Source organism: Clostridium sp. AM27-31LB (assembly GCF_003480745.1).
Lineage (GTDB): Bacteria > Bacillota > Clostridia > Lachnospirales > Lachnospiraceae > Butyribacter > Butyribacter intestini.
Window position 1 is genome coordinate 49609 of the sequence record NZ_QUJS01000001.1, and the last position, 15930, is coordinate 65538.

Here is a 15930-nt window from a genome sequence, read left to right on the forward strand (position 1 = left end):
TATTATTCTATATTATCAGATGCGGCTGAGAATATGGTATTAGCATTGTTTGATAACAATTATTCTTCTGTAGATGCTATTATGGAAGAGTGTTGTAGTTACGAGGATGTAGATAGAAGATTGATGCCTAAGATGAGAGATCGTTTGGTGTATGATTCTTTGGAAGACTCTAGATTACCGTTAAGAGATAAATGCTTGCAATATTTAGCAAATAACAAAAAAATCTTGTCGATTATTGATGGTCTTTCTGAACCGCAAATTTTTTTTATGATTACAAATCAATATTGTATGCAAGCACTGGGGATAGGAAATCTAATGAAAACTTATAATGTATATCCTTTTATTAGAAATGATATAACATTTCAATTTTTTTCGTTGTTATTCTATTCAAATATTATGTCTGATTTGTCGTCTGAAGAATATTTGAAGGTATATATCCCATATGTTCTTCAAAAAGCAATTGATTTTTCTGTTTTTGAGTATCACAATATGAATGAAAAAATGGGGGGAGGGAAAATGCTAAATTATTTAATAAAGGATTTTGAGAAAGAAAATATAGAATTTCCCATGCCAAATGAGATTGTTAAAAAGGCAAAAGAATATATTAACCAATTGGCATGAAGTATATTGATATAATATATTTAGGCTTCAAGAAAAATATATTGTATCTTGACACTTAAATCTTACAGGTGTAATATAAAACAAAAACATATTTTTTTGATCTTAATTCTTACGGATGTAAGAAATACAAGAAGGGAGTAAAAGATGTTTCAGAATAAACATATAGTACAATGGGCTTTGTATATGACGATATGTATATTTGTTTTGACTGCCTGCAAAAACGAAAAAGTGATTGAAGATAAACGAAAGGATACTAAAACATCAGAAAGTACGGCTTTACCTTGTGAGCAGAGTTATATTGATTGGAATAATAGTGTTGCCAGGAAAAATGAGAAATTGTACTTTGCAATAGAGATTAAAGATTTTATAGATGCTTACAACTATTGCTATTACCAAGATTATGGAAAGAAATATATTCAGTCGCTTGTAACATGGTATTCATATAAACAAGATTTTGGAAGGCTGAAAGGAGATATGTGTTATGAATATACGGAAAATAAGAAAATACTGACACTACCCACTGTTGCTGTGTACACTATAAAACATACAAAAAACATAGAAGCTATTACTGTTAATTTTGATGATCATAGTTATACAGAAAAAATGTATAAGAAATATGAGAAAGTATGCTTTTATTGTTTGAAAATGCTTTTTCCGAATATGGAGAAGAATAAGATAACAAGTTTGTATAAAAAATTAAATAAAAAGGCATATGATCATATATTTCAGACAGAAAAAGGATTTCATAGCTATAATCTACCAAGCGATTTGTATTATAGAGATGGAGTAGGAATTTATCCTTATTTCGCATACGGCGAAAGTGTTCGTATGTGTATTATTCCTGTAGATCAAAAGTTAATCCGGTCATACAGGAAAAAAGGTGTTAGGTTGCATAGATTGGATGAAAGAAAAATGAAAGGAAAATGAGTAATTATGAAATATAGACATAATAGAAAAAGAAGAATGATCCGTGTTGGCTTTTTGGTGCTAAGTATAATATTTATAGCTGGTGTAGTCCTGTTTACTATAAAAGGGATAACTAAGAAAGAGGCTGTCAAAAGTCCTGAACAGGTTTTGAAGTCATATATGAATTGCATTTGTCAGAAAAACTATAGCGAAATGTATGAAATGATAACAAATGAGAGTAAAGAAACCATTGAAAAAGAGGACTTTGTGAAGCGCAATTCTGCTATTTATGAGGGGATTGAAGCAAAAAACATCAATATAAAAATAATAGATTATGAAGAAGAAAGTTTAACAGTTAAATATAATACAGCTTTTGACACAGTAGCCGGAAAAGTGGATTTTAAAAACGAAGTTGCTTTTTTAGAACAAGATGATCAGTACAAAATGGTATGGAGTAATTCAGTAATCTATCCAGGGCTTACAGAGGATGACAAAGTGCGTGTGTCCGTAATACAGGCGCAGAGAGGTCAGATTCTGGATAGGAATGGAAGAATGCTTGCGGGAAAGGGTGTTGCTTCATCTGTTGGAATTATACCTGGAAAGTTAGAAAATAGGAAAAAATCCATTGTCAGAATTGCGAAATTGTTGGGAATAAAACCAGAAGATATAGAAAAGGAATTAACGGCAAAATGGGTAAAAGAAGATTCATTTGTCCCGATTAAAAAAATTGCAAAAGTAAAAGAACTTGATTTACTCGCACTGGATCCGGATGAAACAATTGTTGAGGAACAAAAACGACAGGAAAAATTATTAAAAATATCTGGTGTAATGATTTCGGATGTAGAAGTCAGAGAATACCCATTAAAGGATGAGGCTGCACATTTAGTGGGGTATGTACAAAATGTAACTGCAGAAGATTTAGAAAAGCATGCAGGAGAAGGATATACAAATGCCAGTGTCATTGGAAAAACGGGGTTAGAGGGGGTATATGAAAAGGAATTGAAGGGGGAAAATGGATGCAAAATATATATTGCTGATTCAGAAGGAAAAGAGAAAGAGCAGCTGGCATATAAAATAGTGAAAGATGGAAAAGACATTAAATTAACGATAGATGCGGATTTACAGGCGCAATTATATAAAAATTTTAAAAGTGACAAAAGTTGTTCCATTGCCATGAATCCATTTACTGGGGAAGTGCTGGCAATGGTTAGTACACCTTCCTATGATACGAATGCATTTATAATGGGAATGAGTAAAAAGCAATGGGATAGATTAAATAAAGATAAGAAACAACCATTGTATAACCGTTTTAGACAAGTATGGTGTCCGGGATCCACATTCAAGCCTGTTATTGCGGCGATTGGTTTACAGTCTGAAGCATTTACCGGAACAGATAATTTTGGAAATGAAGGACATAGCTGGCAAAAAGATAAAACATGGGGGACATATCATGTTACGACACTTCATACATATAGCCCCGTTATACTGAAAAATGCATTGATATATTCAGATAACATATATTTTGCCAAAGCAGCACTTAAAATCGGAACAGAAGAGATGGAGAGGTCATTATCTATGTTGGGGTTTCATTCATCTATTCCATTTGAAATAAAGATGGCGGAGTCAAAGTTCTCCAATAATAAGCATATTCAAAGTGAGGTAGGGTTAGCGGATACGGGATATGGTCAGGGACAGGTACTTGTCAATCCACTTCATTTGGCTTGTATTTACACAAGTTTTTGCAATGACGGAAATGTGTTGAAACCGTATTTATTGTATAAAGAAAATGCCAAAGCAGAGCAGTGGATTTCAGAAGCCTTTTCCAAATCCGTATCCCAAGAAGTGTTAGAGGGTATAAAAAGTGTAGTGAATGATTCACACGGGACGGGATACGCCATACATCGTAAAGATATGATTTTAGCAGGAAAAACAGGAACTGCTGAAATTAAAGAGTCGCAGAGTGATACGACAGGAACTGAATTAGGGTGGTTTGCTGTTATGACACCAGATAAGAAAAACAAAAAACCTATTCTTATTGTCAGTATGGTTGAAGATGTAAAGGGAATAGGAGGAAGTGGTTATGTGGTAAAAAAAGATAAGGCTGTTTTGGATAAATGGTTTGGTAAAAATTGAAAACAGGAAGGAGTGTGCAGAATTATGAGAAAATTTTTATATTTAATCCTTTTTGTAATGACTCTTTGTGTTTTTTTCTGTTCGTGCAGTCAAAAGACAAATGATGTGAAAAAGACATCAAGTCAGCATGAGAAAAAGCTAAAAAGCGTCCAAAATAATAATACAAAAGAAGATATCATATCGGAAGAGGATCTAGAAAAAGGATATGACTTGCCAGTATCTGCTCAAGAGAACGAAGAGGCTACAAGAGATTCTATGCAGATAATGTCGGGTCTTGAGTATATATATAGAAATGCAGATAAAGGAGATTCGTTAAATGTTGTTTTAGATAACAAATCGATATGTAAAATGATTAAAAAAATAAAACAACAGGGTTATTCTGTTACAGCTTCTGAAGATTATTCTAATATGGAGAATTATAAAAGATTTTCTTCATTTCTTGCAAAAGTACAGGAGAAACAGAAAGGGTCGGGTGTTATTTATGAAGTTCATTCCGAGGGCAGCATTGGAAGAGAAAAATTTATTTATGACGGAAAGGATATGTTCCTATTGGCTTCAAATGCATCGTGGGATGATAATGGTAAGCCGATTATTACATTTGTTTCCTACACAAGGATAAAGAAATGGAGATATTCGAGAAAAGGATGGTTTTGCTATGAATTGTGTGTGCCGGAATATCCTGAAGTGACGGAAATGGTAGATGGAAGCTGTCTGATCAGGATTAAGCCAATGAGTGATAATAAGCGGAAATTATCAAGAAAATGCGTTCGTGGTTTAGCGTATCAGGGCAATAATATTTTATGTTCTAATTGGGATCAAGAACATATGCAAAAGATAGATTATAATGGTTTATATGAATATTTATATGCTATGAAATATAAAAAGAAATTTAATGGAAAAAAATATCCAAGTGGAATACCCAAAGATCAATTTGAGCAATTGATCATGGAATATTTACCTGTTTCCAGAGAAGATATTGAAAAGTATGCAAGTTATAATGAAAAGAAAAAGACATATGATTGGATGCGATTGGGATGTTTTAATTATGCTCCTAATTTTTTTGGAACTTCTATCCCAGAAGTAACAAAGATTAAACATAATTCCAATGGAACAGTTACTCTTACCGTGGATGCGGTTTGCGAAATGGTGTTATGCAATGAGGCGGTCATTACTCATGAGCTAACTGTAAAATTTAATAAAGATGGTAGTTTCCGTTATTTGGGAAATAAGATCTTAAATGGTGGTATCAAGAAAATACCAGAGTATCAATATAGAATATTGAAGGAGAAATCGAAAAGATAAAAAATAAAGAGATTGGGTAAAGAATTATAAAATGTATGTTTATCCAATCTCTTTGATAATTAAAAGACATGTGAAATTTTATTGTCTCCAGATATTCATGTCAGATAAGATAGACATGGTGATTTGTGCTGCACTATTTCCAGTAGCATCACTATTTGCACTGATATTGGTGGCAAAAAAGCAGGTATTATCTGTTGTTTCGATATAACCTACGAACCAACCGTTCACATCTTTGTCATCTATGCGTCCGGTACCGGTTTTTCCGTAAAGTTTCTTATCATTGACAGATGAAAGAAGAATGGAATTCTTTACTGCCTGAAGGTTGTTGGAATGGAATTCTAAATTGTTGGCTTGTAATTTTTTCAGAAGTTCCACTTGTTCTACAGGAGAAATTTTTAAGGTGGATTCAAGCCAATAGGAAGATAATCCGCCCATTATATTCTTATTTCCATATTCAATTTTGTTTAGATAATTTTGAATACGAGTAAGGGAAAGACGTTCATCTATTGTCTGGAAATACCAGTTAGCAGAGGCTGCCATAGCAGAATCTAGTGTCAGATCAGTATTCCATGCTTCAAAAGGATAGTCTTTTCCATCCCATATAAGTAGGGAGTTTTGTGGTGTAATAATATTTTCCTCTAATCCCCAAAGTGCATCATATATTTTATAAGTGGAGTCTGGAGATATACGATGGGTGGCATGTTCCATGTCATACACAGTCCAGCTATCACGATTGGAATTAAATAAAACAAAGCTGCCTTCATAATTCTTAAAGTATGAAGAAAGATCGGTCTGCGTTATATTTTCTGAAGAATAATTCCAGTTATATTGATCGTTGATAGCAGCATAGGATGAAATAAAAGGAGTAAAACTTATAATTCCAGCAGTAATCAGCATAAAGGCGATAATTCCAATTGCCTTCTTATGAAAAGAGGGATTTTTATAAGAAGCAATGCTAATGATACGCTGTTTTATCTGTTTGATATTTCCACCAAGACCTGCAGTAAACGGAAAAGGAGAAGAGGAAATCTTCTCAGCAAAATTAATCAGTGTATTTCCATATTTTTCATAATCGCATTCATCAAGCATTTTTAAAACGGAAGTATCGCAGGCAATCTCTCGATCATTACGCATTTCTTTTAACGCATACCAGACGATAGGATTAAACCAATATAGTATTGCTGTAAGAAACATTAGATAATTGGCAAGAGAGTCTTTGTGTTTATAATGTTGTAATTCGTGCAGCAAGATATAGCGCACATCCGTTTTCTGATGATCCGATATCAGATGAATTGGCATATAAATTCTGGTTTTAAAAATGCCTGTAATAATAGGTGTTTTTAGGAAAGCAGTGCTATAAATGGGGATATTCCTTGTGATTTTCATCTCGAATAAACATTGTTTATATAGTTTGCATATAGTGGTATTTTGAAGAGGAAGTGCGGATCTTTTTAAAGAACGCAATTGCAGTGAGGACTTTAGTACCAACACGAGCACTACAAACATACCGGCAATCCATACACATAACAAAATGCTTCTGATAATTGTCGGAGTGCTGGAATTTACAGAGATAGTAAATTCGTTCATCCAGTCAGAAGAATTGGAGAGGGTTGCAGGGGAGACTACGGTTTTATTTTGATCTGTTTGAAATGCCGGTGATATAATTACATGATTGAGCCAGGAAAAAAGGTCAGGAAACTGTTTACTTTGTACTGGGAAAAATGGTGTTAAAAGCAGAACAAGTAAAAAATACCATAAATTATACTGCATCCGGCTTGTCAGAGTGTTTTTAAAGATCCACTTGGATACTAAAAAAATGCCAATAATAATACTGATAACAATATTGCATAATAAAAAATGGGTTATAAATTCATCCATGCGTGGAACCTCCTGTAGGATCTTTTTTGGAAAGAAGAGAGCGTAAATCTTCCAGTTCTGTTTCGGATAAGTGGTCATTTTCAATATATGTGGATAACATGGCGGTGATATCCCCATGAAAATATCGTTCTAAAAAAGAGTTACTTTTTTGATCAATATAATCAGATTCTTTCACTAAAGGTGAATAAACGAATACCCGGCTATCTTTTTCGTAGGTCAGAACTCCTTTATTAACAAGGCGTTTGATTAAGGTTTGTATAGTTTTTGCACTCCATGAAGATGTTGCTAAAAGTTTTTCAGTAATCTCATTTGTGTTAATAGGAGCATACTTCCAAACAATTTTCATCACTTCATATTCAGCTTCTGATATTTGTGGTAATGCACTCATGTAGACACCTCCTAATTCTTACGAGTGTAATATACATATTTTATTATAAAGCCTACTATATACAAAGTCAAATAAAAACTTGATTATTTATCTTACGCGTGTAATAATTAAAATATTACAAGTGTAAGAAATACGCCTTGTGATTAAAATCCGTTTTTAACTGTGGGTGTAACAATTCTAAATATGTAAATACTACATACAAGAATGGAGGCGAAAATATGGAAAGTGATCAGATATGGAACCAAGTGGCGAAATTTATGCAACAATTGCGTGGCGAAAATTTATCGAAAAAATCAATAATTCAGATACCAGGACAGAAAAATGCTAAAAATGAATTGGAAAAGATACAGGCGATTGGAAAAGAGCGGATGAAGCATATGAAGGAAACCGAACAAAGAATTATTCAGAAATGGATAGAATGCTTGGAAGATAATGCATCACTAGAGGCTCAACAGGCTTATTGTCAGGGATATATAGATTGTCTGTTCTTATTGTGTGGTATGGGAATTATTGAAAAAGATAGTGTGGCAAATGATATTTTTGAACAGTTGAATATTAGAGCAAAAATTAAATATCAGAATTGTCTGTGCGAGTGTCATCGACTGATAGGACAGCTTCTGTGATTGCGAGGAGAGTTTTAAGCTGTTTCTCATCGCATTGAAGTAGATGTCTTTGTAATTTTTGGTATGTACTGTTGTTCAGGTTTTTATCTGGATAAATTACAGTATCAGCAGATAAATTAAAATATTGTATGGTTTTGGCAAAAACCTCAAGGCTGGGAGTATTCTTAAAGCGCTCCAAGTCTTTCAAATATGATAATGAAAGATCAAGAATTTCAGCCAATTCAGCTTATGTGAGTTTTTTATCCATACGGGCATTTTTCATAACAGTGCCAAACTGTTTTGGGTTGAGAGCCATAGCGCAACCTCCTATAAGTATGTTATAGCCATACTTATAAAATGTAAAAATGGTAAAAAGATACTTTGTAGATATGGTATGACAGCACTAATGACAGATTGGAGTAAAAAATTATGGGAAAATGTGATAAACAGTTAAAAAAACACAATTTGTTAAATTGGTGCATTGTACTATTTTAGGTATGGTTAAACCGACCTTACTTGGTGGGATTGGCGGAAAACTGAGAGAAAAGATGAGTAATGGTTATCGAAATTGTAATTATCATCTTTTCTCTTTTTATTTTGTAAAATATTTGTTGAATAAAACAAAGAACTTTATAAAAAATACGCCGATAAATCGTGGAAGATAACCGAAATATGTGTTCTTTGCAAGAGTAAAGCAGGCATTTATAATTTAGATGTGTCCACACAGAAAAACATTTCTTCTGGGGGAGCACGACAATTAAATATGATGATTTCACTGGACATAGGGAACAGTTACGCATTGCGCCGTGCCGCAGATGCGCCAGGATCGGTAAGGATGAATTGATGGAGAGGAAATATACATATGATCAATCTGCCTGATGTGAGATGCCGGGAGCGATAACATCCATGCAAAAGAGGAATTGTGGTGATTCCGTGGTTGCGACTGTTCTACGATAATAATACTCCCTTTATGGTCTATAGGAGATGGTGAGAGTCCAGAGTGTGCTGCTAACCACAGTGACCGGTGATTTCAACTGGAGATTATATGGAGTATCTGCTAATAGCAGGTAATAAGTTATGTTGTTGTTTGCTATTAGCAGATATAGAAAAGGAATGATATGCGAATGAATGTGAACAAAATCATAAGATATAGTATGCAGTTGGCAATGCTCAAGCAACTAAAGTCAAAGAATATGATTACGGAGGAAGAGTATGAAAAGATACTGCGTGCAATAAGAAAAGATTATCAGGTTATATCTGATATTTCACCTTGACAGAATAAATGTACTATTGTATATATGGCTATATACACTACGAATGGAACACAAAAAACGAGGTGAGACATTGAAAGTCGAAGTGATAAAGGCACAAGAGAATAATAAGAATTTAGCAAATCCGCGAAAAATAGAGCGTATGCGTGTGGCAGCCTATTGTCGTGTCAGTACGGATGATGAGGATCAGATAAAGAGTTATGACTCTATGGTTCGGTATTATACGGACATGATTAAGAATAATAAGGATTGGGTATATGCTGGAGTGTATGCGGATAAAGCGATGACAGGAACTAAGGATAATCGAGAGCAGTTTCAGAAACTCATTCAAGATTGCAAAGATGGAAAGATTGACATGGTACTTGCCAAAAGCTTGCCACGATTTGCTCGTAACACATTAGATACATTAAAATATGTGCGTATGCTGAGGGAGCGAAACATAGCTGTATATTTTGAGGTAGAGAAAATCAATACCTTGAAAGATGGCGAGTTTTTAATGACGATTTTGAGTTCTGTTGCACAGCAGGAAGTGGAGAATACTTCCGCATATGTGAAAAAGGGCTTGAAAATGAAAATGCAGAGAGGGGAGTTGGTTGGCTTCCAGGGATGCATTGGATATGATTACGATTTGGTGACTAAGACATTATCCATAAATGAAGAGGGGGCAGAAACTGTTAGATATATATTTGACAGATATGTTGCCGGAGCTGGAAGCACTATGATAGCGAAGGAGTTGAATCAACAGGGGAGCCATACGATACGTGGTAATCCATGGTGCAGCTCTAGTGTTATGGGAGTGGTGAATAATGAAAAATATATGGGAGATATTCTTCTTGGTAAAAGTTTTACCGTAGATCCAATTTCCAAAAGAAGATTGGAAAATCGAGGGGAAGAGGATAGATTCTATATAAAAGATCACCATATTCCAATTATTTCAAGAGAGACTTTTGAAAAAGCACAGGAAATTCGTGCAAGGAGAACCAGTGGTAGAAAAAAAGAAGTAGTTGTGGGAAAACGAGAAAAATTTAGTAGACAATATGCCTTTAGCTGCATGTTGAAATGTGGTTTTTGTGATACTACATTATGCAGGCGGGCATGGCATAGTGGATCAAAGTATAAGAAATATATATGGCAATGTGATAATTTTGTTAGGAATGGAAAGCAATATTGTCCGAAGTGTAAAGGTATGCCGGAGGAAGTTATTGAAAAGGCATTTGTGGAATCATACCGCATGATATGCACGGATCACAAGGATGTATTGGAGAAATTTCTACGAAGAGTTGAGAAAACTTTGAAGGAAGATGATTCACAAGAAATGATGCATCGTCTGGAAAAGAAGATAAATAATATAACAAATAAGCGTAAGAATTTGCTGGATAAATATTTGAGTGGGATAATTGCACAGGATATTTACGAAGAGGCAGAGCTTTCTTATGAAAAAGAGTTGACACAAAATCGGGCAAAGCTAAATTATTATGAGAAACAGTCTGAAGAAGAATGTAACCTTCGAAGACGATTAAATGAATTTAGAAAATCTCTCAAAAACAATGGTGTTTTAGAGGAGTTTGATCGAGCTGTTTTTGAAAGTGTTATTGAAAAGGTTATTATAGGTGGTTATGATAAAGATGGAAATGCTGTTCCCTATAAAATAACTTTTATATACAAAACAGGTTTCAAGGATGGATTTGACAATGCAAAAAAGCAGTTTGGAAAGCGAAAGACGGCTAAAGATGCCATGGAGAAACTTGGTGCATCCGTCGATAAAATGTGTTCCAATGTTAGTGACAAGCTGGAGGCAGTGTATTCCGAAAGTAGTCTCAACACATGTGGAGACTGTGGTACTGCTTTCCCACAAAAAGCTAGACGGACATATCAACGTAAAAGTTGAGTTTGGCGAGGGTGAGGGAAAAGTTCCGCTTGATAATATCGCTAAAAGAGCCGAAGAATACAAGCCCAAGGAACGAGTGACCTACAAAATGATTAAGGAGTACATAGAAGCGAAATACGGCTTTAAGGTACATACCGCATATATCGCAGAGGTAAAGAGAGATTTAGGCTTGCCAATGTATGATGCTCCTAATGCGGTAGAAGAATTGAAACAGCCAAGGAAGCATCCGACAGCGGAGAAAGTGGAAGCGATAAAGGATGCATTGAAGCATTTTGAAGTGATTTAATTGTAGCAGGGAAGGGGACAAATGAGTATAGATAATGTAATTTCCATAATTATTAGTATATTAGGTTCTTCTGTAATAACGTTGATATTGTCCACATTTATTTTTCAACCATTGCAAGATAAGAAAAAGTATGTTTTTGAGGAAAAAAAGAGAGTATATGAATCTATAATTGTATTTGCGCAAATTGTACTTTTTCCAGCCGAAGCGAAATTTTCTTTAGGAGTTGCAAGGTATAATATACAAGAGCTATCAGATGATGAAAATAGAAATAATGCAATAAATGATTTAAAGATGGCAATTCCTAAGTTGAAGTTAATTTCAAAAGATGATGGTCTTGTCAAGGAATTAGAAAAATTTATTTACCAGAAAAGTGAGGAACAATTTAATATACTTGTAAATCGATTGAGAAAGGATTTATACAAATAAAACTAGGTGTCTTGCGGAGGTTTTTATGGAACAAAAATTTTATGATGAGATAAAGAACATCTTGATAACAGCGAGAAATAAAGTCTATCAAACAGCCAATTTTGCAATGGTTGAAGCCTATTGGAATATCGGAAAATCAATCATTGAAGAACAGGGCGGTAACGAAAAGGCGGAGTATGAGACAGGTTTATTGAAAGAATTATCGAAACAAATGACTCAAGATTTTGGAAAAGGATTTACTGTTGCCAATTTTAAAAATATGAGGCAGTTTTATTTGACATTTCCAAATGGCTACGCACTGCGTAGCGAATTGAGTTAGACTCATTATCGGCTTTTGATGCGTGTGGAAAATGATAAAGCACGAGAATTTTATATGCAGGAAGCTGTAAAATCACAATGGAGTACCAGATAGCTTGACGGAGCTATGAATGTAAATCATGTTTGGCTTATACCAAAAGAAGCGGATAAACCTACTGATGCAAGATATAAAAAAGTAGATAAATAGTTGGTAATTATACTGTATGCTACCCTATGGAGGTGCGTTTTATGAGAGATAAAATCTTAATTGTCGATGATGAAGCCGATATAGTTTCTATGTTGAAAGATTATTTTGAATTTAATGGATATGATACCATAACAGCGGTTAATGGTTTGGAAGCAATTCAAAAAGCTGAAAAGCAACCAGACATTATTTTGTTGGATATTAATATGCCAGATATTGACGGAATGGAAGTATGTATGCGAATACGAGATTTTGTATCCTGTCCTATACTGTTTTTAACAGCAAGGATTGAGGACGGAGATAAAATCAAAGGATTTGGTGTCGGAGCAGATGATTATATTATAAAACCTTTTTCTATAGATGAGCTTGGTGCAAGGGTGGCAGCACATCTAAGGCGTGAACGCCGTCAAAGAGAATCTGCAAAAGTCCGTTTTGATGATAAATTAGCAATAGATTACACGGAAAGAAGCCTGTACTATAACGGGGAGCAAATCCCGCTTGCTAAAAAAGAGTTTGACATCATAGAACTTTTATCACAGCATAACATTGCTGGGAATGACCAGTGTACAGCAAGGAGCGTGAATGATATGAAAAGATTAGTAAAAACAGGCGTGTTCATGATGTTGGTGCTGATGATATTGGCATCACAGAAAAATGTTGCAGAAGCAAAGACGAAAGTCATTTATAAAAAAATGACGATCGATCTGAACAGGGATTCTTCCTTTTTTCGCTGCACACCGACGAAACTGCAGAAATATTCCAAAGTAAAAGTTTGTGTTAAAAACAGGAAGGTGCTGAAAGCGAAAGCAAAAGGCAGAAAATACATTGTCATGAAATGAAGAAAAGGCGGTAAAACGGCAATGACGGCCAGCCTGTATAAAAAATACAGACAAGTGCCAAAGAAGCAATGCTTTCGTGGAAGCATAGCCCAGGGCATTATCGAAACATTAAGAACAAAGGATATCATTGATGCGCATTAAGTATTAAATTATCAAATTTAACTTTGATAATTGACATATAACTTATTAAAGGTTAAAATAAAATAAATAAAGTTAAAAAGCGGAGGCGATGACAATGTGCACAGAGGTATTTGGAATACAGATTCGATATGAAGTATGGAATAAGCAGGAATCATTGCCGCTTTATATTGCTGGAAATTATGATTTTCAAACCGCGTACATTGAAGCACAAAAATGCATTATGATCACTCCAACAAGTGAACTTGCGACAATACCGGCATTAAAAAAGCAGATCAGCAGAATACAGAAAGTAGATGCGGTTCCTGTTATTTTAAATCTTCCTGCTGTATCTTATTACAGAAGAAAAAGTTTGATTGAGCATAGAATACCTTTTGTTACATCTAAGCAGATTTACCTGCCGTTTATGGGAGCATATCTGACCGATGAAAAAGAGGAAATTCCGAAAGTGAAAAAATTTATGTTTTCAACACAGCAGTTATTTTTGTTTTATTTGTATCATAACAAAGCACGAATGTACATGTCTGAATCAGTAGAAGAACTGCCGTTTAGTGCAATGACGATGAGCCGAGCAACAAAGCAAATAGAAGCGGTTCGATTGCTTCTCGTTAAAAAGGAGGGGGTAAAAATTGTATTAGAGTCCCAGTGTAGCAGGTGGGAATTGTATAAAAACGCAGAAAAATATCTTTCCTCACCGGTTCGCAGATATGGATACATTGAAAAGTCTGCTGTAAATTCAAACATGGTGATAGCCGGTGAGACGGTGCTGTCTGAAAAGACGATGCTGAATCCGGACAGACTTATCACTTACGCTGTGTATGAAAAAGAGTTTGACGGGTCATTGCTTATAAAAGAATTGGTGGATCCGGAGAAACAAGTCAGGCTTGAACTGTGGGCTTATGATCCAAAACAGTTTGCACAGAATGGAATGGCGGATGCTGCTTCGGTGGCACTTTCTTTTGAGAATAGTACAGATGAAAGAATCGAAGAGGCGGTAGAGGAAATGTTAAGAAAAGAATGGGAGAGATAGGATGGTTCGAGGAATTACTAATTTTAAGAAAAGATTTCAAGGCTATGAAGAACAGTATGTGATCATTGGTGGCACTGCATGTGATCTGATTATGGAGAATGAAGAATTGCCTTTTCGGGCAACAAAAGATATTGACCTTGTATTGATCGTTGAGGCATTGACAGCTGAATTTGGCGAAACTTTTTGGGAATTTGTCAAAGAGGCTGAATATGATCATTGTAATAAAAGTACAGGTGAAGCACAATTCTATCGTTTTACTGATCCGAAAAGCAAAGAATATCCCTACATGATTGAGATCTTTTCTCGTAATCCGGAAATGATATTGTTAGATGACGATGCAAGAATCACCCCATTGCCAATGGAGGAGGAAGTATCAAGTCTTTCTGCGATACTTTTGAATGAGGCGTATTACAAATTGTTAAAGAGCGGTAAAAAGATGATAGATGGAATCTCTGTGTTGAGTGCGGAATGTCTGATACCGTTCAAGGCAAAAGCGTGGCTGGATCTCACAGAACGCAAAGCGAAAGGAGAAAAAGTGGACAGCAGAAATATTAAAAAGCATAAAAACGATGTTTTTCGACTGGCACAATTACTTGATCAGGAAAGTAAACATTTGGATGATGAAGTGCGGGGGGATATGGAGCAGTTCCTTCTTAAGATGGAGAATGAAATGATTGATTTAAAGTCGATTGGAGTGTCAGGTTCCAGCAAAATGCAAATATTAAATCGATTGTATCGTTGTTATGAAATACAGAGAAAAGATATTGTTCTGATAGATAATTAAACGGTAGAAATGTTTGGTATTGTATGGAATTGAAAAAATAAAATATAGCAACTGTTTATGAAGCAGGAAATGTATGTAAGAAAGATAATACATTTCCTGCTTTTTTGATTGGAGGAAAAATAATGCAGTTTCTTATCCGCCCGCCACCGGACAGGGCAGAATGAAAGTCTGGACAAATAAGCGAATCAGTCTGCATCCTGACGCAGAAGATGCAGGGAAAAAGAAATATGCGTAGAAATGAGGTTTATCATGAAATCAAAAGTGAAGAAAAGATGTAAGAAGATGCTTACGGGATTGCTGGCATTATCTATGCTGTGTGGCTTGATGCCGCAGAATACAGTGAATGTCAGTGCCGCAACAACAGCAAAAACAACGGTATCTTCTTATGGAAGGCAGGCGGCTTATTTTATGGAAAGCGAACTAGCATTTTCCATCGCAGACCGTTACATTTATATTCAGGATGCAACGGAAGGATATGATTATACAATCTATGATTCAGATTTCACAGAACTGGACGGTGGCGTTTATGATGATCCGGAGAACTCCATCTATGAGACATTGGATGAGATCAAAGATGTGCAGGAAGCAATCGCATTGTGGAAGGAGTTTCAAGACAGCCCGTTAAAAGGTATCCCTTCTATCGGAATCCTAGTGCACTGTATCACTGACATTTTGCCAAATAACTTGTATAAGTTTTCATCTGCTGCGTTGTCATCAATTGCCGTAGCCAGCTACGGCTCATTCTTCCGCCTTGCAGAATGAAAAATTCATTCTGTGTCATTTAACTAAATAGCAACATGCCAGTACACTAGAATATAAATAGTACATAAGATATGATTGGAGGATTAAGACAAGGCTACACAGAAGAATTGTTTTAGGAGTTGACGAAACTTCCCCTTGCCATAGCACCATAAATACAGTACAATAATAGCAAAT

General features: G+C 35.1%; 16 protein-coding genes. 14 read left to right on the top strand and 2 right to left on the bottom strand.

Annotation, left to right across the window (positions count from 1 at the left end):
* The first annotated feature begins 33 nt into the window (after window positions 1-33).
* The 4 genes from DW721_RS00195 to DW721_RS00210 all read left to right on the top strand — a co-directional run bounded on the left by DW721_RS00195 (window position 34) and on the right by DW721_RS00210 (window position 4962).
* Window positions 34-621, top strand: a complete 588-nt coding sequence (locus DW721_RS00195) for a hypothetical protein (protein WP_147355368.1) — start codon at window positions 34-36, stop codon at window positions 619-621.
* Window positions 622-765: 144 nt separating this feature from the next.
* Window positions 766-1548 carry a hypothetical protein gene (locus DW721_RS00200; protein WP_118744415.1) on the top strand — a complete coding sequence of 261 codons (783 nt, stop codon included), beginning with the start codon at window positions 766-768 and terminating at the stop codon, window positions 1546-1548.
* Between the two features lie 6 nt (window positions 1549-1554).
* Window positions 1555-3660, top strand: coding sequence for a penicillin-binding transpeptidase domain-containing protein (locus DW721_RS00205; RefSeq protein ID WP_118744416.1), 2106 nt, complete (start codon window positions 1555-1557; stop codon window positions 3658-3660).
* 24 nt (window positions 3661-3684) lie between these two features.
* Window positions 3685-4962: a DUF6070 family protein gene (locus tag DW721_RS00210; RefSeq protein ID WP_118744417.1), complete on the top strand. Its 1278-nt coding sequence runs from the start codon at window positions 3685-3687 to the stop codon at window positions 4960-4962.
* Between the two features lie 78 nt (window positions 4963-5040).
* Here the strand turns inward: DW721_RS00210 and DW721_RS00215 are convergent, their stop codons facing one another.
* Both DW721_RS00215 and DW721_RS00220 read right to left on the bottom strand, forming a co-directional pair.
* Complete coding sequence (locus tag DW721_RS00215) at window positions 5041-6840, bottom strand: BlaR1 family beta-lactam sensor/signal transducer (protein WP_118744418.1); 1800 nt, start codon at window positions 6838-6840, stop codon at window positions 5041-5043.
* Entirely contained in the window at window positions 6833-7228 is a 396-nt protein-coding gene (locus tag DW721_RS00220; protein WP_118744419.1) for a BlaI/MecI/CopY family transcriptional regulator, read from the bottom strand. The genes DW721_RS00215 and DW721_RS00220 overlap by 8 nt, the downstream gene beginning before the upstream one ends.
* Window positions 7229-7446: 218 nt before the next feature.
* On the opposite strand from DW721_RS00220, the gene DW721_RS00225 reads away from it, so the two are divergent.
* The 10 genes from DW721_RS00225 (at window position 7447) to DW721_RS00275 (ending at window position 15756) form a co-directional block, all read left to right on the top strand.
* Window positions 7447-7851 carry a hypothetical protein gene (locus DW721_RS00225; protein WP_118744420.1) on the top strand — a complete coding sequence of 135 codons (405 nt, stop codon included), beginning with the start codon at window positions 7447-7449 and terminating at the stop codon, window positions 7849-7851.
* Between the two features lie 1103 nt (window positions 7852-8954).
* The gene (locus tag DW721_RS00235; protein ID WP_118744421.1) at window positions 8955-9104 is read left to right on the top strand and encodes an SHOCT domain-containing protein; all 150 of its coding nucleotides are present in this window, start codon (window positions 8955-8957) and stop codon (window positions 9102-9104) included.
* 70 nt (window positions 9105-9174) lie between these two features.
* Window positions 9175-10989, top strand: coding sequence for a recombinase family protein (locus DW721_RS00240; RefSeq protein WP_243035912.1), 1815 nt, complete (start codon window positions 9175-9177; stop codon window positions 10987-10989).
* Complete coding sequence (locus DW721_RS00245; RefSeq protein ID WP_243035913.1) at window positions 10937-11275, top strand: RNA methyltransferase; 339 nt, start codon at window positions 10937-10939, stop codon at window positions 11273-11275. Before DW721_RS00240 ends, DW721_RS00245 begins: the two co-directional genes overlap by 53 nt.
* Window positions 11276-11296: 21 nt before the next feature.
* Entirely contained in the window at window positions 11297-11701 is a 405-nt protein-coding gene (locus tag DW721_RS00250; RefSeq protein ID WP_055169603.1) for a hypothetical protein, read from the top strand.
* A gap of 25 nt (window positions 11702-11726) precedes the next feature.
* Complete coding sequence (locus DW721_RS00255; protein WP_243035914.1) at window positions 11727-12020, top strand: DUF1016 N-terminal domain-containing protein; 294 nt, start codon at window positions 11727-11729, stop codon at window positions 12018-12020.
* Window positions 12021-12247: 227 nt separating this feature from the next.
* On the top strand, window positions 12248-13042 hold the full coding sequence (locus tag DW721_RS00260; RefSeq protein WP_118744424.1) for a response regulator transcription factor: 795 nt from the start codon (window positions 12248-12250) through the stop codon (window positions 13040-13042).
* Window positions 13043-13277: 235 nt separating this feature from the next.
* Complete coding sequence (locus DW721_RS00265; RefSeq protein ID WP_022014677.1) at window positions 13278-14210, top strand: hypothetical protein; 933 nt, start codon at window positions 13278-13280, stop codon at window positions 14208-14210.
* A 1-nt stretch (window position 14211) separates the two neighbouring features.
* A complete protein-coding gene (locus DW721_RS00270) occupies window positions 14212-14994 on the top strand; it encodes a hypothetical protein (protein ID WP_118744425.1) in 783 nt (260 codons plus the stop codon).
* Window positions 14995-15243: 249 nt separating this feature from the next.
* Window positions 15244-15756 (top strand): LPD16 domain-containing protein, encoded by a 513-nt coding sequence (locus DW721_RS00275; protein ID WP_118744426.1) that lies wholly within the window; start codon window positions 15244-15246, stop codon window positions 15754-15756.
* Window positions 15757-15930: the final 174 nt, after the last annotated feature.